Raw genomic sequence first — 16,043 nt, forward strand, 5'->3', positions numbered from 1 at the left:
AAGGCGGCGTCTATAACCCGCAGTTTGCGGGGGCTGCAAGGGGCTTTGACGCCTTTCTTCGACTTTTCTTTTGGTTAGGCCGCGATCATGCGTTCGACCTCGTTCACCAGGTCGCGCAGGTGGACGGGTTTGGACAGAACCTTGGCCTGGGGCGAGGCCTGGGCGGCGCTGAGGGCCACGGCGGCGAAGCCGGTGATGAACATGATGCGCAGGCCCGGCTGGCGGGCGGCGGCGACGCGGGCGACCTCGATGCCGTCGGCGCCCGGCATGACGATGTCGGTCAGCAGCAGGTCGTAGGGCCCTTGGTCCAGGGCGTCGATGGCGTCGTCGCCGTTTTCGCAGGCCACGACCTCATGCTCGGCCCGTTCCAGGGCGCGGGTCAGGAAGCCGCGAAGAGAGTTGTCGTCTTCGGCCAGAAGAATGCGCGCCATGATCGTATCGAAACCGTTGGGGAATTGGCGGCCAGCCTAGGCCCTGCGGAGTAAACCGGCGATGAAGACGAACGGGGGCGCGGCGGCATCGGGGCGCGCCTTCCACTGCGAAGCAGGTTATGGCGAAGGCATGGATGCGCCTCAGCCGCCCTTCTGGATCGTTCCGGCGGACGCCGGGCGGGCGACGCCTCTGGTGTTCGCCTCGCCGCACTCGGGCGATCTCTACCCTGAGGACATGGGGACGACGGCCTCGACGCGCGCGGTCCGCAGCGCCGAAGACGCGGCGGTGGATCAGTTGATCGACTGCGGGCCCGGGGAGGGGGCGAGCCTGATCGCGGCGCGCGTTGGCCGGGCCTATGTCGATCTGAACCGGGCGCCGGACGAGTGGGATCCGGCCCTGATCGTCGATGCGGTCGCGCCGCGCGCCAGTGCCAGCGCCAAGGCTCAGGCCGGCTATGGCGTGGTGGCGCGGCTGGCGGGGGATGGGACGCCGCTTTATGGGCGTCGGCTGACGCGGGCCGAGGCGGAGGCGCGGGTGGCGCGGGTGCACGCCCCCTATCACGCGGCGCTGGCGGAGATGATGCAAGCGACGCGGACGCGGTTCGGGCGGGCGGTGCTGATTGACTGGCACTCCATGCCTGCGCGGGCGACGAACGGGGTCGTGGACGTGGTGCTGGGGGACCGGCACGGGACGAGTTGCGAGGCCTTGCTGACGCGACGGCTGCGGCGGCTGTTCGAGGCGCAGGGGCTGACGGTCGGGCTGAACCGGCCTTATGCGGGCGGTTATGCGACCCAGACCTGGGGGCGGCCGGATGAGGGCTTTCAGGCGGTTCAGGTGGAGCTGAGCCGCGGATTGTACTGGGATGAGGCGGCCTGGGCGCCGTCGCCGGGCTGGAAGCGCTGCCGCTCGGCCCTGCGTCGGGTGATCGCCGAGCTTTGCGCCGACCAGCGCGCTTGAGGGCGGCGATCGAGGCAAAAAAAGAGCCGCGCCAAACGGCGCGGCTTTGGAAAGTCTATAGGGAGGAAACGCCCAGGAAGGGCAAGACGCTCGAAAGCGTCGAAAACCAAGCTAGTTTGCAGCGCACAAAAACACAAGCCTGGATTCAATCTTATACAATCACGGGATGTTACGGAGTTTGGCGCTCAATCCCATGATCCTGAAACGTGGGCGGGTTTGGCCGATTTCGCAGATGCGAGATGATCAGCCCCGTTCCAGCAGGCGGCGGGCCTGCCGGATCGCGCTGGCGGCGGGCGAGGCCAGCTGGCGCCAGGCCAGAAGGGCGAACACCGACACCGCTCCGAGCATCAGCCACAGCGGCCCGAACAGCCAGGCGGCGGCCGCCAGGGCGAAATAATAACCGCGAACGCCCTGGTTGAAGCTGGTCAGGGCGGGGTTCAGCACGCGGGCCACGGCGCGGCCATAGGCGACGCGGTCGGCCTCTTCATGGATTTCCGGCGCGGCGCCGATCAGGGCGACGGTGTAGTTCAACTGACGCAGCGCCCAGATGAAGTCGAGGAAGCCGCGCGCCAGACATAGCAGCACCACGGCCAGCTTGGCCTCCATCAGGCGCGGGGCGACGGGCTCGGCGCCGACGGAGGCGAAGCCGCGCATGGCCGCCTCGCCTCCGAACAGCACGCCCGCCACGGCGGCGATCAGCAGCAGGTTGGTCGAGGCGAAGAAGGAGGCGGAGTTGATCGAATGGCCCATCAGCTGGCTGTCGATCAGTCGCATCTCGCGATGGGTCATGGCGCGCATCCAGGCGTCGCGCACCGACAGCATGTCCATGTTGAGGGAGCCGCTGCGTCGCGCCACAAGGCGGATCAGCGGGCCGTAGCCCAGCCAGGCGACGACAAAGACGAACAGGGCGATCCAATCGAACAGACTCATGCCTGATTGACGCCACGTCGGACCGCGCAAGGCAAGCTTGATCGCCGCGACGCTTGCCGTAAAGGCGCGCAAAGCTTATCACGCGCGTCAAATCTCCCCGTTCGCACCTGCAACAAGAGCGCATCATGAACATCGACGCCATCCCGGTCGGCCCCAACGCGCCGTGGGACATCAACGTCATCATCGAGATCCCGCAAGGCGGCCTGCCGGTGAAGTATGAGATGGACAAGGAATCCGGCGCCCTGTTCGTCGACCGCTTCCTGCACACCGCCATGTACTATCCGGGCAACTACGGCTTCGTGCCGCACACTTTGTCGGACGACGGCGACCCCTGCGACGTCATCGTGCTGAACCCGACGCCGGTGGTGCCGGGCTGCGTCATCCGCTCGCGCCCGATCGGCGTGCTGAAGATGGTCGACGAGGCCGGCGGCGACGAGAAGATCCTGGCCGTGCCGGTCGACAAGCTGAACCCTTACTACACCGAGGTCTCCAGCTACCGTCAGCTGCCCGCCATCCTGATCGAGCAGATCGAGCACTTCTTCACCCGCTACAAGGATCTGGAGAAGGGCAAGTCGGTCACGGTCAACGGTTGGGGCGACGCTGGCGAAGCCGCTGAACTGATCGCCGCCGGCATGGCCGCCCACCAGGCCAAGCTGGCCGCCAAGGGCGATGTCGCCGCCTGATCGGCGCTTGCGTCTGAATCAATAGAGGCCCCGCTGGAAACGGCGGGGCCTTTTTCTTGGGCGCCATCGCTCGCCGTGTGAGTGCGGCTTTCTCCTCCCCATTTCATGGGGAGGGTGGCGCGGCGCAGATATGCGCCGTGACGGAGGAGCTGCTTGGTTCCGTCGTCGCAAGCCCCTCCACCGCTACGCGGTCCCCCTCCCCACAAAGTGGGGAGGAAAGAGGGTCAGCCTTTGTTGCGGAACGCCGCGATCGTCTCGACTGTCTGGCGCACCTTGGTCTCGATCCCGGCCCAGTCCTGCGCCTGGATCGCCGCGTCGGTGATCAGCTTGGAGCCCATGCCCGCCGCCACGATGCCCGAGCCGAACCATTTGGCGATGGAGGCTTCGTCCGGGTCGACGCCGCCGGTCGGCATGATCTTGGTCCAGGGCATCGGCCCCAGCACGGCCTTGACGAAGTCCGGCCCGCCCACCGAGGCGCCGGGGAACAGTTTGACGATCTCGCAGCCCAGCTCCTGCGCCTCGGAGATGTCGCGAACCGAGCCGCAGCCGGGCGAATAGGCTGTCTGGCGACGGTTGCAAACCTTGGCGACTTCGGGAACCAGACAGGGGCTGATGACGAAACGCGCGCCCGACGCCAGGTAGAGGGCCGCCGTCGGCGCATCCAGGATCGAGCCCACGCCCATGATGATGTCGGGGTCGGTCCGCGCGAATTCCTTCGACAGGGCGGTGAATGTCTCCCAGGCGAAATCGCCGCGATTGGTGAACTCGATCGCTTTGGCGCCGCCGCGCGCGCAGGCCCGGATCACCTCGGCGCAGACCTCGACGTCGGGGTGATAGAAGACCGGCACCACGCCCTGGGTTTCAAGGGCGGTGAGCACGCTGAGGCGGTCGTGGCGCATGGGGTCTCCTTCTCAAGCCTGACGCCCGCAGATCGACGGTCGCCGCCCTTGGCGTCAAGGGCGGCCGGGATCAATCCTGGTAAGCGTCGCTATTCGGCGGTCGCCAGCTCCACCAGTCGCTTCACCATGGCGCTGTCGGGATCGGCCAACGGGTCCAGTATGGTGAAGTGGTCGGCGCCCTCTACGATCTCGACATGGGTGTCGGCGCCCTTGCCGCCCCAGGCGGCGGCCATCTCGCGGCTCTGGCGGACGAACTCATTGCTTTCGTTTCCGCCCACCCAGCAGTCCAGGGCGGTGCCGCCGGGCGTCGCCCCGTTCGGCGCGGGCCAGTGGATCGGCGACAGGGCGCGCGCGACCGGCGCATCCAGGCCCAGAGCCTCGTTCAGCGAGGTGTGGATCAGCGGCTCCAGATCGAACACGCCCGAGATCGCCAGCGCCGCCCGCGCCCGACCTTCGGACAGCATCCCCGCGGCCATATGCCCCCCGACCGAATGGCCGAACACCAGTGGGCGCTTGCCGGTGCGGGCGCGCACGGCCTCGGTCGCCTGGCGCATCTGGCCGATGATCTTGCCGACCGCGACGCCGGGGGCGAGGTCATAGCCCGGCACGACGACGCTGATCCCATGCTCCAGCAGGGCGGGCGCCACCCAGGCGAACCAGCCCCGGTCCAGCGCCTGCCAATAGCCGCCGTGCATGAAGACGGCGACCGGCGCGCCGGGGCCGGCGTCGAACCATTCCATCTTCTGCCGTTCGGACGGGCCGTATTCGATCGTCTCGGGACGGCGGGCGTCGATCACCCGCAGCGATTCCTTGCGCCAGCGATCCAGAATGGCGGGGTGGCCCGGCACGCGGGCGCGGTTGTTATAGGCCGCCTCATAGGCCGCGGCCCGTTCCATCTGCGTCGCCTCGGGCGACAAAGCCTTACCCATGTCGTCTCCATCCGCTAGAGACCTCCGCTTGAACGGGAGGCTTGAAGGCCATGATGACCGCCATTTTCGTCTTCATCAAATGCGAGTTGGGCTACGCTAACGATGTTGCGGCCGATCTGGTCGACAATGTCGAGAATGTGAGCGAGGTCTATTCGACTTCGGGCCAGCACGACCTGCTGGCCAAGTTCCAACTGCCCAAGGACGCCGACATCGGGACCTTCGTGACGAAGCAGGTGCAGACGCGTCCGCACATCCGCGACACCTTCACCGTCATCACCTTCTCGCCCTTCCTGCCCTCGAAGAAGTAGGTTCCGTTTTTAAAAAGGACCGGCTAGCGTCTCTCCCAAGCAAGAACGCGAGGGAGGGCGGCCATGGCCGATCTGGAGACGTTCCGCGCTGAGACGCGCGACTGGCTGGAGGCGAACTGCCCACCCGAATGCCGCGGCGCCGGGGCGGGCGAGGCCGACATGGTCTGGGGCGGGCGCAACGCCGTCTTCCCCACCCCTGCGCACAAGGTCTGGCTGGACCGCATGGCCGCGCGCGGCTGGACCGCGCCGGAATGGCCGTGCGAATACGGCGGCGGCGGGCTGAACCGCGAAGAGGCGAAGGTGCTGGCCGCCGAAATACGCCGTATCAAGGCGCGGCCGCCCCTGTTCAGCTTCGGCGTCTGGATGCTGGGCCCGGCCCTGCTGGCCTTCGGGACCGAGGAACAGAAGCAGCGCTTTCTGCCGCCCATCGTGCGCGGCGAGATCCGCTGGTGTCAGGGCTATTCCGAGCCGGGCGCCGGGTCCGACCTCGCCTCGGTCCAGACCCGCGCCGTGGATCAGGGCGACCACTGGATCGTCAACGGCCAGAAGATCTGGACCTCCTACGCCGACAAGGCCGACTGGATCTTCTGCCTGGTCCGCACCGACCCGGAGGCGCCCAAGCATCTGGGCATCAGCTTCGTCCTGTTCGACATGGCGACGCCGGGCGTGACGACGCGGCCCATCACCCTAATCAGCGGCAAGTCGCCCTTCTGCGAGACCTTCTTCGACGACGTGCGGGTCGAGAAGGAGAACCTGATCGGAATGCTGAACCGCGGCTGGGACGTGGCCAAGGCCCTGCTGGCGCATGAGCGGACCATGATCGGCGCCATGGGCGACACCGGCGTCGGCCGTCCTCTGGGGCAGGTCGCGGCCGACAACCTCGGGCTGGACGAGGCCGGGCGGCTAGATGAGCCGCTATTGCGCGCCCGCATTGCCGACTACGACATCGACGCCGCCGCCTTCCGTCTGGCGATGGAGCGGGCGGGCGATCAGATGAAGGCGAAACAGGCCCATCCGGCCATCGCCTCCATGCTGAAGTACTACGGCTCGGAACTGAACAAGCGCCGCCACGAACTGGCCATGGCCGCGGGCGGGTCGGACGCCCTGGAATGGGAGGGCGAACGCTCGAAAGACGGTCAGGCCGCCCGCGACTGGCTGCGCACCAAGGCCAACTCCATCGAAGGCGGCACCAGCGAAGTCCAGCTGAACATCATCGCCAAACACCTGCTGCAACTGCCGGGGGCGTGATGGTTAGCCATGTGGTGCCACGCCCGAAGCTGCTGGCTATGGCTGTGATCGGGATTGTACTGAGCGGCTTGCTCAGTTTCGTCATGCTGACGCCTGCGGGATGGGGAATGTCCAGGCAGGACATAGCGCCGAGTTGGGGAGCGAAAGCGTTCTTCTTTGCGCCGCTCATCGCTCTGATCGCTGCGGGGATGCTGAAGTTCTCGCAACGACCGTCTCCCCTTCAGGAAATCGTCCTGCTGGCGGCGCCGTTCTATCAGACGATCTTTTTCGCCTTCTCCTATTTCACCGTGAAGCCGGGAGCCTGAGTCCATGCCCCTGATCCTGACCGAAGAGCAGATCATGCTTCAGGACGCCGCCGACGGCTTCCTGAACGAAAACGCGCCCATCGCCCATCTGCGCCAACTGCGCGACAGCCGTGACCCGGATGGCGTCTCACGCGACCTGTGGCGGGCGTTCGGCGAGATGGGCTTTTCCGGCGTTGTCATCCCCGAGGAAGACGGCGGCTCGGGCCTCGGCGCCGTCGAGGCGGGCGTCATCGCCGAGAGTCTGGGCCGCACCCTGACGCCGTCGCCCTTCATGGGCTCGTCCGTGCTGGCGGCGACGGTGTTGAAGGCAGCGGGATCAGAGGCGCAGAAACAATGGTTGGGCCGGATCGCGGCGGGCGAGGCCATCCTCAGCCTCGCCGTCGACGAAGGGCCCAAACACGCGCCGGCGAAGATCGCTGCGCGCGCCGAACGCTCCGGCAATGGCTTCAAGCTGAACGGCGCCAAGGGCTTCGTGCTGGACGGCCACATCGCCGACGCCCTGATCGTCGCGGCGCAGAGTGATGACGGCCTGACCCTGTTTCTGATCGATCCGGCGACGTCGGGCGTATCGGTTGAGCGCACCGTTATGGTCGACGCCCACAACGCCGCCCGTGTGACCCTGAGCGCGGTTCAGGTCGACGCCGACGCCGTCATCGGCCCGGTGGGCGAGGGGCAGGGACCGCTGGACGCCGCCCTGACGCTGGGCCGAGCCTGCGCTGCTTCGTCGCTGGTCGGGGCGGGGGATCAGGCGTTCAGGGTGACGCTGGATTACCTGAAAACCCGCAAGCAGTTCGGCAAGCTGATCGGCGAGTTTCAGGCCCTGCAGCACCGCGCCGCCCACCTGTTCACCGAGTTGGAGCTGGCCAAGGCGGCGACGCTGGCTGCGCTTCAGGCCATCGACGCGGGCCGCCCCGACGCCGAACAGGCCGCCGGGATCGCCAAGGCCAAGGCCGGCCGCGTCGCCGAACTGGCGGTGCAGGAGGCGGTCCAGATGCACGGCGGCGTCGGCATGACGGACGAGTTCGACGTCGGCCTGTTCATGAAGCGCGTCCGCGTCCTGAACGAGTTGCTCGGCGACGCCCATTTCCACGCCGAACGTCTGGCCCGCGCCCAGGGCTTTTAACCCCTTCTCCCCTTGAGGGAGAAGGTGGCCTGCGGAGCAGGTCGGATGAGGGGTGTCAGCGCGTCCTGATCTGGTTAAGCTTTGCGCTATGGAGAAGTCCTCCGACAGAAGCCGCACATTCGCTCGCCGGTCGCGCAGCGCGCCGACTGACGCCGAAACCGCGCTCTGGCTGCTCCTGAAAGATCGGCGGCTGCATGGATTCAAATTCCGCAGGCAGGTTCCAATCGGTTCCTATGTCGCAGACTTCGCCTGCCATGCCCTCAAGCTGGTCATTGAGGCTGACGGCGGGATCCATCGCCTGACCGAAGCGCGCGACGCCGACCGGGACGCCTGGCTGGCTGAGGCTGGCTATACGGTACTGCGCTTCAACAACTCCGCGATACTGCACAACCCGAACTTGGTGTTCGACGCAGAGCGCCGACACGTTGAAGGGCGGCGCTAACACCCCTCATCCGTCTTGCTCCGCAAGCCACCTTCTCCCTCAAGGGGAGAAGGATGATGCGTTTGATCCAGGGCAAAGCTGGACCGTGCCGGGGTGACGCATCGGTCTCGCCCGGCTAAACCTCCCGGTAAGGGAGAAACGACATGACGCGATCCAACGCGCCCGCCTATCAGACAGGCTTCGCCAACCACTTCGCCACCGAGGCGGTGGACGGCGCCCTGCCGGTCGGCCGCAACTCGCCGCAGCGCCCGGCGCTGGGCCTCTATGCCGAACAGCTGTCGGGCGCGGCCTTCACCGCCCCGCGCGACCACAACCTGCGCAGCTGGCTGTATCGCCTGCGGCCCTCGGCCCAGCACGGGCCGTATCAGCCGTTCGCGCAGGGCCGCGTGCGCTCCGGCCCCTTCACCGAGACGCCGCCCAATCCCAACCGGATGCGCTGGGATCCGCTGACCATGCCGGACCAGCCGACCGACTGGGTCGAGGGGCTGACCACCTATGGCGGCAACGGCGACGCTGATTCCGGGACGGGCGTGGGCGTCCACCTCTATGTCGCCAACCGTTCGATGATCGACCGCGTCTTCTATTCGGCCGACGGCGAACTGCTGATCGTGCCGCAACAGGGGGCGTTGCGCTTCGTCACCGAGATGGGCGTGATCGAGGCTGCGCCGGGCCATATCGTCGTCATCCCGCGCGGCGTCCGCTTCCGCGTCGAGCTGGATGGCGAAGTTCGCGGCTATGTCTGCGAGAACTACGGCGCGCCCTTCCGCCTGCCGGATCTCGGCCCCATCGGCTCCAACGGCCTGGCCAATCCGCGCGATTTCGAGACGCCGGTCGCCGCCTTTGAGGACGTGGACCGCCCGACGCAGTGCGTTCAGAAATACGGCGGCAAGCTGTGGGCCACGACCTTCGATCACAGCCCGCTGGACGTGGCGGCGTGGCATGGCAACTACGCCCCCTATCGCTATGACACGGCGCGGTTCAACACTATCGGCACGGTCAGCTTCGACCACCCGGACCCGTCGATCTTCACCGTCCTGACCTCGCCCAGCGACACGCCCGGCACGGCCAATTGCGACTTCGTCATCTTCCCGCCGCGCTGGATGGTGGCCGAGGACACCTTCCGCCCGCCGTGGTTCCACCGCAACGTCATGAGCGAGTTCATGGGGCTGATCTTCGGCGAATACGACGCCAAGGCGGGCGGCTTCGCTCCGGGCGGCGCCTCGCTGCACAACCGCATGAGCGGCCATGGCCCGGACCAGGCCAGCTGGGACGGCGCGACGAAGGCGGATCTCAAGCCGCACAAGATCGAGAACACCCTGGCCTTCATGTTCGAGACGCGGATGCCGATCCGCACCACGGCCTGGGCCGAACAGACGCCGTTGATGCAGCTCGACTACGACGACTGCTGGACCGGCTTTGAAAAGGGCAAGGTCTGAAGCCTTTCCCTGATCCGATATGAAAAGGGCCCCGCCGCGATCGCGACGGGGCCCTTCTTCTGTGTGAGGTCCGCTTAGGACTTCGGCGGCGTGTTCGAGGTGGTCATGCCGCCGTCGACGTTGCCGGCCTCGGCCTTGATGGCGTCGGCCTTCTCATCGGCCTTTTTCTCCACGGCGTCTGCCTGGGCGTTCAGGGCGTCGGCCTGGGCTGCGGTCGGGGCGGCGTCGGCCTGGTTCTCAAGCTGGGTCGCCGTCACATCGGCCTGAGCCTCGACGGCGTCGGCGCGGGCGTCCGCTTCCTTTTCGGCCGGGTTCTGGCAGGCGGCCAGGCCGGTCAGGGCGGCGATGGAGACGGCGGCGAGAACAAGTTTGCGCATGGTGATGCTCCAGATGGTTGAACCTTGGAAACTCGCTGGATCACATTCGGTTCACGCGCCCGTGATCACATTTTCAGCCCGCCTCGGCGAAGGCCACGCGCGCGGCGCCCAGAAGGGCGGCGTGTTTATGCAGGATCACCTTGGTCGGTATGGCGGCCATATAGTCCTGGAACCGACCCTTGCGCTCGAACCGTCGACGGAAGGGGCTGGCCTGGATGAAGGGCAGGATGCGCGGCACGATCCCGCCGGCGATATAGACCCCGCCGCGCGCCCCGGTGGTCAGGGCGATGTCCCCAGCCGCCGCGCCCAGCATGGCGCAGAAACGGGCCAGGGTGGCGCCGCAGGGGCTGTTCGGATCGTCCAGCGCCTGGGCCGTGATCTGGGCGGGGGCGTCGATATGGGTCTCGCGGCCGTCGATTTCGGCCAGTGCGCGGTGCAGGTTCAGCAGGCCCGGCCCGCAGATCAGCCGTTCGATCGAGACGCGGTCATACCGGCGGCGCAGGATGCGCAGCACTTCGTCCTCGACAGGATCGCCGGGCGCGAAACAGGCGTGGCCGCCCTCGCTGGGCAGGGCCATCTCGCGGCCGTGAGCATCACGCGCTAGGGCGGAGACGCCGAAGCCCGTTCCCGGTCCGACCAGGGCGATGGCGGCGTGCGGGTCGCCCTGGGCCGGGCCGCCCAGGGACGCCAGTTCGTCTTCGGGCACGACCGGCGCGCCCCAGGCCAGGGCCTCGAAGTCGTTGATCAGCCGGATCGGGTTCAGCCCCAGCGTCTGAAGCTCGCCCTCCGATACGCGCCAAGGCGAGTTGGTCAAGTCGATGGCGCCGCCCGTGACCGGCCCCGCCACGGCGATGACGCCGCCCGTCGGCTTGACGGGGCAGCCGTCGAGATAGGCCTTCACTCCCTCCAGAAAGGTCGGGTGGGTCTCGGCGGGAAAGCTCTCGAAATGCTCCAGTCGAGGGCGACCGTCGACCATGCGGGCCAGGGCGAAGCGGGCGTTGGTGCCGCCGACGTCGCCGACCAGAAGCAGGGGATCGGTCATGCGGCTCTCCTTCAGGCGTCGACCGTCCGGTCGACGAGATTGGGGTCGGGCGGGCCGTCGTCATGGCCATCGGCGCCGATGGTGGAGGCGAAGCAGACGCTGGCCCCTGCTTCCGCCGCCGACACCGCCTGGCGGAAGGCGCCGAACAGCTCGCGGCCATAGCCCCAGGACGAGCCCTCGGCATGGGCGCGCGAGCGTGTCGCCGCCGGACGGGCGGACAGGTCGCCGACGCCGACGGTGGTCAGCACCCCGGCCTCGGGGTCCAGACGAATGACGTCGCCGTCGCGGACATGGGCCAGCGGCCCGCCCGCCAGCGCCTCGGGGCTGACGTGGATGGCGGCGGGCGTCTTGCCGCTGGCGCCCGACATCCGGCCATCGGTGACGAAGGCGACCTTGAAGCCCTTGTCCTGCAGCACGCCCAGCGCGGGCGACAGGCTGTGCAGTTCCGGCATTCCATTGGCGCGCGGTCCCTGAAAGCGCAGCACCACCACCACGTCGCGATTCAGCTTGCCGTCCTTGAAGGCCTGAAGCGCGTCTTCCTGCATCTCGAACACGGCGGCGGGAGCTTCGACGATGCGGTTCTCAGGCTTCACTGCCGAGATCTTGATGACCGCCCGCCCCAGATCGCCCTGCACCAGCCGCAGGCCGCCCTCGCGGTCGAACGGATCGGAGGCGGGGCGCAGGATGGACAGGTCCAGACTCTGCTTCACCGTGTCGCGCCAGACCAGTTCGCCGTCCTCCAGCCGCGGCTCCTTGAAATAAGCCTCCAGTCCTCGGCCCATGATGGTCGTCACATCGGGGTGCAGGTTGCCCGCCTCGATCAGTTCTCGGGTGACGAAGGCGACCCCGCCCGCCGCCTGGAAGGCGTTCACATCGGCTGAACCGTTCGGATAGACCCGCGCCAGCAGCGGCGTGACCGAGGACAGCTGGTCCATGTCGGTCCAGTCGATCAGCACCCCAGCCGCCCGCGCCATGGCGACCAGATGGATGGCGTGGTTGGTCGAGCCGCCCGTGGCCAGCAGGGCGACGATCATGTTGACGATGGTCTTTTCCGACACGACGTCGGCCATGCGACCTTTGCCTTCGCGCGCCAGTTCGATCGCGCGCTTGGCCGCCGCCGCCGTCAGGGCGTCGCGCAGCCCTGTATCTGGGTGAACGAAAGCGGTCGAGGGCATATGCAGCCCGGCGATCTCCATCATCATCTGGTTGGAGTTGGCCGTGCCGTAGAAGGTGCAGGTGCCGGGCGAATGATAGGAGGCGATTTCGCTTTTCAGCAGTTCGGCGCGGCCGATCAGACCTTGGGCGTATTCGGCGCGGACGCGGGCCTTCTCGGCGTTGGGAAGGCCGCTGGACATGGGGCCGGCTGGGGCGAAGACGACGGGCAGATGGCCGAACGCCAGCGCCCCCATGAACAGGCCCGGCACGATCTTGTCGCACACCCCCAGCATCAGGGCGGCGTCGAAGGCGTCGTGGGTCAGGGCCACTCCCGTCGACATGGCGATGACGTCGCGGCTGAACAGGCTCAGCTCCATGCCGGGGCGCCCTTGGGTGACGCCGTCGCACATGGCCGGGGTTCCGCCCGCCACCTGCGCCGTGGCGTCGACCTCGCGTGCGGCGTGTCTGATGATATCGGGAAAGCGCTCGAACGGCTGATGCGCCGATAGCATGTCGTTATAGGCGGTGACGACGCCGAGATTGGGCTGGGCGCCGGTCATGGCCGTCAGCTTGTCGGCCACGGTTTGACCGGCGAAGGCGTGGGCCCAGTTGGCGCAGGACAGTTTGGCCCGCCCGGACCCCGACCCCGTCGCCGCGTCCATGCGGCGCAGATAGTCGGCGCGGGTCTTGCGGCTGCGTTCGACGATGCGGGCGGTGACTTCCGCCACCACAGGATTGAGCGCCATCATCCGGCCTCCGTCCACAACACTTCAAGGGGGGCTTTCGCCGCGATCAGGGCGGCGACAGGGCTGACGGCGGGATCGCCCGCCGTCTCGCGCTCGAACACGGCGCGCTTCTTCGCCCCGGTCAGGGCCAGCACCACACATCGAGCCCCAGCCAGCCACGGCAGGTTGAGCGACAGCCGCTCCTGCGGCGGCGCCGCGCCGTCGCGCCCGGCGGGCACGCCATAGACGGCGGGCTTCAGGCTCGGCGTCAGCAGGGTGGTCAGTGTCGGACTGCTGGGGAACATCGAACAGATATGCCCATCCTCGCCCATGCCCAGCAGGACGGCGTCCAGACGACTGTTTTCCAGTTCAATATTCAGGTCGTGGGTCGCGAGTGCGGCAGCGCGATCCACCGTCACGGCAGGGTGGTACAACGGCAGGAACTCCGCGCCCTTGGCCTGTTTTTTCAGCAGGGAGCGCTTGAGTAGCGCGGCGTTCGAGTCCGGAGAGGTTTCCGGCACGAAGCGCTCGTCCACCAGGGTGATGAAGGTGTGTTGCCAGGCGGGATAGGAGCGCAGGTTGGACAGGCGCTGATAGATCGGCTCCGGTGTAGAGCCTCCGGCGCCGGCGAATACCGCCCAGCCGTTTTGCGCCGGGTCGCGCAAGCCTTCTTCAAGCGCTGCCGCTAGTCGGTGCGCGGCGGCATCGGCCCATACGTCGAGGGTGTGAAAGCTCTGGATCATACTGCCACCTTCCTTCTCCCCTCGGGGGAGAAGGTGGGCCGCAGCGCGGCTCGGATGAGGGGGCGGCCGGATATGGACGCGACGTCAAAGGGCGAGCGGGCGGACACAGCCCCCTCATCCGTCCTGCTCCGCAGGCCACCTTCTCCCTCGAGGGGAGAAGGAAAGAAGTTGAGCTTTTTCATCTCACGTTCCACTTCCGCCCCGTGCGCGACAGCAGCACGTCGGCCGCCTCGGGCCCCCAACTGCCCGCCGCATAGTCCAGCGGCCGACACTCGCGGCAAGCCCATGCGTCCGCCACCTCATCGACCCATTTCCACGCCTGCTCCGCCTCATCGCGGCGCACGAACAGGGTGGAGTCGCCGTGCAGGGCGTCCAGCAGCAGCCGTTCATAGGCCACGCGGCGACGCGGCGGCGCGCCATCCTTGCCGTCCTGCCCCCACGACAGGCTCATCCGGATCGGCTGAAGCTGCATCCGCTGCTCCAGCCCCGGCTTCTTGGTCATCACCGACAGGGCGATATCCTCGTCCGGCTGCAGCTCGATCACCAGCCGGTTGTCATAGATGTCTCCGCGCTCTCCGTGGCCGAAGATGGAGTGGGGCACCGGCTTGAACTGGATGACGATCTCGGTGCGCTTTTCGGCCAGCCGCTTGCCGGTCCGCATGAAGAAGGGCACCCCCGCCCAGCGCCAGTTGTCGATATCGGCGCGGATGGCCACGAAGGTTTCGGTGTCCGACGGTTGGCCGCGCTCGGTCCGGTAGCTCTCGACCGGGCGCCCTTCGACCATTCCCGCCGTATACTGGCCGCGCACGGTGACGCGTTCGGCGTCCTCGGCCATGACGGGGCGAAGCGAGCGCAGCACCTTCACCTTTTCATTGCGCACTGAGTCCGGGTCCAGATCGCTGGGCGGTTCCATCGCCACCAGGCACAGCAGCTGCAGCATATGGTTCTGCACCATGTCCCGCAGGGCGCCGTATTCGTCGTAATAGGGCCAGCGATCGCCGACGCCGACCGTCTCTCCGATCGTGATCTGCACATGGTCGACGGTCAGATTGTTCCACAACGGTTCGAAGATGGCGTTGCCGAAGCGCAGGGCGATCAGGTTCTGCACCGTCTCCTTGCCGAGGTAGTGGTCGATGCGGAACACCTGCCGCTCGTCAAAGGCGTCGGCCACGGCGTCGTCGATTTGGCGGAAGCTCTCCAGGTCGCGGCCCACCGGCTTCTCCAGCACGATGCGGTCGTTTTTCTCGGCCAGGCCGGCCGCCTTCATGGCCGTGACGATACGGCCGTAGAGTGAAGGCGACACCGCCAGGAAGGAGGTCGTCTCCCCCTCGCCAGACCGCGCTTTCAACGCGCGCAGGCTCTCGGCGTCGGTGGCGTCCACCGCCAGATAGTCGAGCCGGGAGGCCAGGCGCGCCCAACTGGACTCGTCCCAGGCGCCGTCGGCCTCGGCGCGGGGCTGCACCGCCTGACGCACCTTGGCGATGTACTCTTCGGCCGTTTCTTGCGACCGGGCGGCGCCGATGATCTTCAGCTCCGACGGCAGGAGCCCATCGTGATCCAGAAAGTAGAGCGACGGCAACAGCATCCGCATGGCCAGGTCGCCGCCGCCGCCGAACAGGATCAAAGCCGCCATTTAGGGCCTCCCTCGCAGAAGATCGGCCCGACAAGCGAGACCGTAGTCAGCCAGAGTGATTGGCCGGTTCCGCCCGCTGGGCCAAGACGTCCAGCACGTCCTGAAACACCATGTGACGCGCGTGCAGGAGCACCAGCAGGTGATAGATCAAATCCGCCGCCTCGCTGGCGAGTTCCGCATTATCTCCCGCCGCCCCGGCCAGAGCCGTCTCGACGCCCTCTTCGCCCACCTTTTGCGCAGCGCGTTTCGGCCCCTCGGCGATCAGGCGCGCGGTCCAGCTGTCGTCGGGATCGGCCTGGGCCCGGACATGGATGGTGCGCTCCAGCCGCCCGATGCGGCCCAGCCCCGGCGCGTCCTCGTCGCCGAAGCAACTGATGCGGTTCAGATGGCAGGCGTTGCCGACCGGGCGCACCTTCACCACCACGGCGTCGCCGTCGCAATCGGGCGTCACCGAGACGACGTTGAGGAAATCGCCCGACGTCTCGCCCTTGCGCCACCGTCCCCCGCGCGAGCGTGAGAAGAAGGTCGCCTGTCCGCTGTCCAGCGTTTCGCGCAGCGCCGCCTCGTCCATATAGGCCAGCGTCAGCACTTGAAGGGTGTCGGCGTCCTGAACCACGGCGGGGATCAGGCCGTTCCCTTTGGCGAAGTCGATGGAGGAAATGTCGAATGTCATCTT

The 16,043-nt window shown here is 67.4% G+C and carries 18 protein-coding genes; 8 read left to right on the top strand and 10 right to left on the bottom strand.

From position 1 onward, the window contains the following. Positions 1-74: 74 nt before the first annotated feature. Positions 75-431 carry a cell cycle two-component system response regulator CpdR gene (cpdR, locus tag AC3IPP_RS01670; protein WP_087140485.1) on the bottom strand — a complete coding sequence of 119 codons (357 nt, stop codon included), beginning with the start codon at positions 429-431 and terminating at the stop codon, positions 75-77. Between the two features lie 61 nt (positions 432-492). On the opposite strand from cpdR, the gene AC3IPP_RS01675 reads away from it, so the two are divergent. Then, a complete protein-coding gene (locus tag AC3IPP_RS01675; RefSeq protein WP_489150107.1) occupies positions 493-1,389 on the top strand; it encodes an N-formylglutamate amidohydrolase in 897 nt (298 codons plus the stop codon). A gap of 243 nt (positions 1,390-1,632) precedes the next feature. Here AC3IPP_RS01675 and AC3IPP_RS01680 read toward each other — a convergent pair whose 3' ends face one another. Next, positions 1,633-2,319 carry a DUF599 domain-containing protein gene (locus AC3IPP_RS01680; protein WP_489150108.1) on the bottom strand — a complete coding sequence of 229 codons (687 nt, stop codon included), beginning with the start codon at positions 2,317-2,319 and terminating at the stop codon, positions 1,633-1,635. A gap of 125 nt (positions 2,320-2,444) precedes the next feature. Here AC3IPP_RS01680 and ppa point away from each other — a divergent pair, with 125 nt between their 5' ends. After that, positions 2,445-3,002, top strand: coding sequence for an inorganic diphosphatase (gene ppa / locus AC3IPP_RS01685; protein WP_087140482.1), 558 nt, complete (start codon positions 2,445-2,447; stop codon positions 3,000-3,002). A 224-nt stretch (positions 3,003-3,226) separates the two neighbouring features. Here ppa and AC3IPP_RS01690 read toward each other — a convergent pair whose 3' ends face one another. Continuing rightward, on the bottom strand, positions 3,227-3,901 hold the full coding sequence (locus AC3IPP_RS01690) for a bifunctional 4-hydroxy-2-oxoglutarate aldolase/2-dehydro-3-deoxy-phosphogluconate aldolase (RefSeq protein ID WP_489150109.1): 675 nt from the start codon (positions 3,899-3,901) through the stop codon (positions 3,227-3,229). Positions 3,902-3,990: 89 nt separating this feature from the next. Next, positions 3,991-4,830 carry an alpha/beta hydrolase gene (locus tag AC3IPP_RS01695; RefSeq protein WP_087140480.1) on the bottom strand — a complete coding sequence of 280 codons (840 nt, stop codon included), beginning with the start codon at positions 4,828-4,830 and terminating at the stop codon, positions 3,991-3,993. Positions 4,831-4,880: 50 nt separating this feature from the next. Here AC3IPP_RS01695 and AC3IPP_RS01700 point away from each other — a divergent pair, with 50 nt between their 5' ends. The 6 genes from AC3IPP_RS01700 (at position 4,881) to hmgA (ending at position 9,692) form a co-directional block, all read left to right on the top strand. After that, entirely contained in the window at positions 4,881-5,138 is a 258-nt protein-coding gene (locus tag AC3IPP_RS01700; RefSeq protein ID WP_040347054.1) for an Lrp/AsnC ligand binding domain-containing protein, read from the top strand. Positions 5,139-5,201: 63 nt separating this feature from the next. Then, positions 5,202-6,386 (top strand): acyl-CoA dehydrogenase family protein, encoded by a 1,185-nt coding sequence (locus AC3IPP_RS01705; RefSeq protein ID WP_489150110.1) that lies wholly within the window; start codon positions 5,202-5,204, stop codon positions 6,384-6,386. A 38-nt stretch (positions 6,387-6,424) separates the two neighbouring features. Continuing rightward, entirely contained in the window at positions 6,425-6,691 is a 267-nt protein-coding gene (locus AC3IPP_RS01710) for a hypothetical protein (RefSeq protein ID WP_489177430.1), read from the top strand. A 4-nt stretch (positions 6,692-6,695) separates the two neighbouring features. Continuing rightward, on the top strand, positions 6,696-7,814 hold the full coding sequence (locus tag AC3IPP_RS01715; protein ID WP_489150112.1) for an acyl-CoA dehydrogenase family protein: 1,119 nt from the start codon (positions 6,696-6,698) through the stop codon (positions 7,812-7,814). An 88-nt stretch (positions 7,815-7,902) separates the two neighbouring features. Further along, positions 7,903-8,256 carry an endonuclease domain-containing protein gene (locus tag AC3IPP_RS01720; protein WP_489150113.1) on the top strand — a complete coding sequence of 118 codons (354 nt, stop codon included), beginning with the start codon at positions 7,903-7,905 and terminating at the stop codon, positions 8,254-8,256. Positions 8,257-8,399: 143 nt separating this feature from the next. Continuing rightward, the gene (gene hmgA, locus AC3IPP_RS01725) at positions 8,400-9,692 is read left to right on the top strand and encodes a homogentisate 1,2-dioxygenase (RefSeq protein WP_489150114.1); all 1,293 of its coding nucleotides are present in this window, start codon (positions 8,400-8,402) and stop codon (positions 9,690-9,692) included. Between the two features lie 74 nt (positions 9,693-9,766). Here the strand turns inward: hmgA and AC3IPP_RS01730 are convergent, their stop codons facing one another. The 6 genes from AC3IPP_RS01730 to hisIE form a co-directional block, all read right to left on the bottom strand. Beyond that, positions 9,767-10,069, bottom strand: coding sequence for a hypothetical protein (locus AC3IPP_RS01730; protein ID WP_489150115.1), 303 nt, complete (start codon positions 10,067-10,069; stop codon positions 9,767-9,769). Positions 10,070-10,142: 73 nt separating this feature from the next. After that, positions 10,143-11,111 (bottom strand): glucokinase, encoded by a 969-nt coding sequence (glk, locus tag AC3IPP_RS01735; protein ID WP_489150116.1) that lies wholly within the window; start codon positions 11,109-11,111, stop codon positions 10,143-10,145. A gap of 11 nt (positions 11,112-11,122) precedes the next feature. Beyond that, entirely contained in the window at positions 11,123-13,012 is a 1,890-nt protein-coding gene (gene edd, locus AC3IPP_RS01740; RefSeq protein WP_489150117.1) for a phosphogluconate dehydratase, read from the bottom strand. Continuing rightward, on the bottom strand, positions 13,012-13,734 hold the full coding sequence (gene pgl / locus AC3IPP_RS01745; protein WP_489150118.1) for a 6-phosphogluconolactonase: 723 nt from the start codon (positions 13,732-13,734) through the stop codon (positions 13,012-13,014). The genes edd and pgl overlap by 1 nt, the downstream gene beginning before the upstream one ends. A gap of 178 nt (positions 13,735-13,912) precedes the next feature. Beyond that, positions 13,913-15,367, bottom strand: coding sequence for a glucose-6-phosphate dehydrogenase (zwf, locus tag AC3IPP_RS01750; RefSeq protein WP_489150119.1), 1,455 nt, complete (start codon positions 15,365-15,367; stop codon positions 13,913-13,915). A 46-nt stretch (positions 15,368-15,413) separates the two neighbouring features. Beyond that, positions 15,414-16,040 carry a bifunctional phosphoribosyl-AMP cyclohydrolase/phosphoribosyl-ATP diphosphatase HisIE gene (gene hisIE, locus AC3IPP_RS01755; RefSeq protein ID WP_489150120.1) on the bottom strand — a complete coding sequence of 209 codons (627 nt, stop codon included), beginning with the start codon at positions 16,038-16,040 and terminating at the stop codon, positions 15,414-15,416. Between the last annotated feature and the right edge of the window lie 3 nt (positions 16,041-16,043).

The sequence above is a fragment of the Brevundimonas sp. KH_060 genome, assembly GCF_057838275.1.

Bases quoted from the DNA above. Each gene is read 5' to 3' on its own strand.
- edd (WP_489150117.1), bottom strand. From the start codon at position 13,012: ATGGCGCTCAATCCTGTGGTGGCGGAAGTCACCGCCCGCATCGTCGAA.
- hmgA (WP_489150114.1), top strand. From the start codon at position 8,400: ATGACGCGATCCAACGCGCCCGCCTATCAGACAGGCTTCGCCAACCAC.
- cpdR (WP_087140485.1), bottom strand. From the start codon at position 431: ATGGCGCGCATTCTTCTGGCCGAAGACGACAACTCTCTTCGCGGCTTC.
- AC3IPP_RS01715 (WP_489150112.1), top strand. From the start codon at position 6,696: ATGCCCCTGATCCTGACCGAAGAGCAGATCATGCTTCAGGACGCCGCC.
- zwf (WP_489150119.1), bottom strand. From the start codon at position 15,367: ATGGCGGCTTTGATCCTGTTCGGCGGCGGCGGCGACCTGGCCATGCGG.
- AC3IPP_RS01680 (WP_489150108.1), bottom strand. From the start codon at position 2,319: ATGAGTCTGTTCGATTGGATCGCCCTGTTCGTCTTTGTCGTCGCCTGG.
- AC3IPP_RS01720 (WP_489150113.1), top strand. From the start codon at position 7,903: ATGGAGAAGTCCTCCGACAGAAGCCGCACATTCGCTCGCCGGTCGCGC.
- hisIE (WP_489150120.1), bottom strand. From the start codon at position 16,040: ATGACATTCGACATTTCCTCCATCGACTTCGCCAAAGGGAACGGCCTG.
- AC3IPP_RS01730 (WP_489150115.1), bottom strand. From the start codon at position 10,069: ATGCGCAAACTTGTTCTCGCCGCCGTCTCCATCGCCGCCCTGACCGGC.
- ppa (WP_087140482.1), top strand. From the start codon at position 2,445: ATGAACATCGACGCCATCCCGGTCGGCCCCAACGCGCCGTGGGACATC.
- AC3IPP_RS01700 (WP_040347054.1), top strand. From the start codon at position 4,881: ATGATGACCGCCATTTTCGTCTTCATCAAATGCGAGTTGGGCTACGCT.
- AC3IPP_RS01675 (WP_489150107.1), top strand. From the start codon at position 493: ATGAAGACGAACGGGGGCGCGGCGGCATCGGGGCGCGCCTTCCACTGC.
- pgl (WP_489150118.1), bottom strand. From the start codon at position 13,734: ATGATCCAGAGCTTTCACACCCTCGACGTATGGGCCGATGCCGCCGCG.
- AC3IPP_RS01705 (WP_489150110.1), top strand. From the start codon at position 5,202: ATGGCCGATCTGGAGACGTTCCGCGCTGAGACGCGCGACTGGCTGGAG.
- AC3IPP_RS01695 (WP_087140480.1), bottom strand. From the start codon at position 4,830: ATGGGTAAGGCTTTGTCGCCCGAGGCGACGCAGATGGAACGGGCCGCG.
- AC3IPP_RS01710 (WP_489177430.1), top strand. From the start codon at position 6,425: ATGGCTGTGATCGGGATTGTACTGAGCGGCTTGCTCAGTTTCGTCATG.
- glk (WP_489150116.1), bottom strand. From the start codon at position 11,111: ATGACCGATCCCCTGCTTCTGGTCGGCGACGTCGGCGGCACCAACGCC.
- AC3IPP_RS01690 (WP_489150109.1), bottom strand. From the start codon at position 3,901: ATGCGCCACGACCGCCTCAGCGTGCTCACCGCCCTTGAAACCCAGGGC.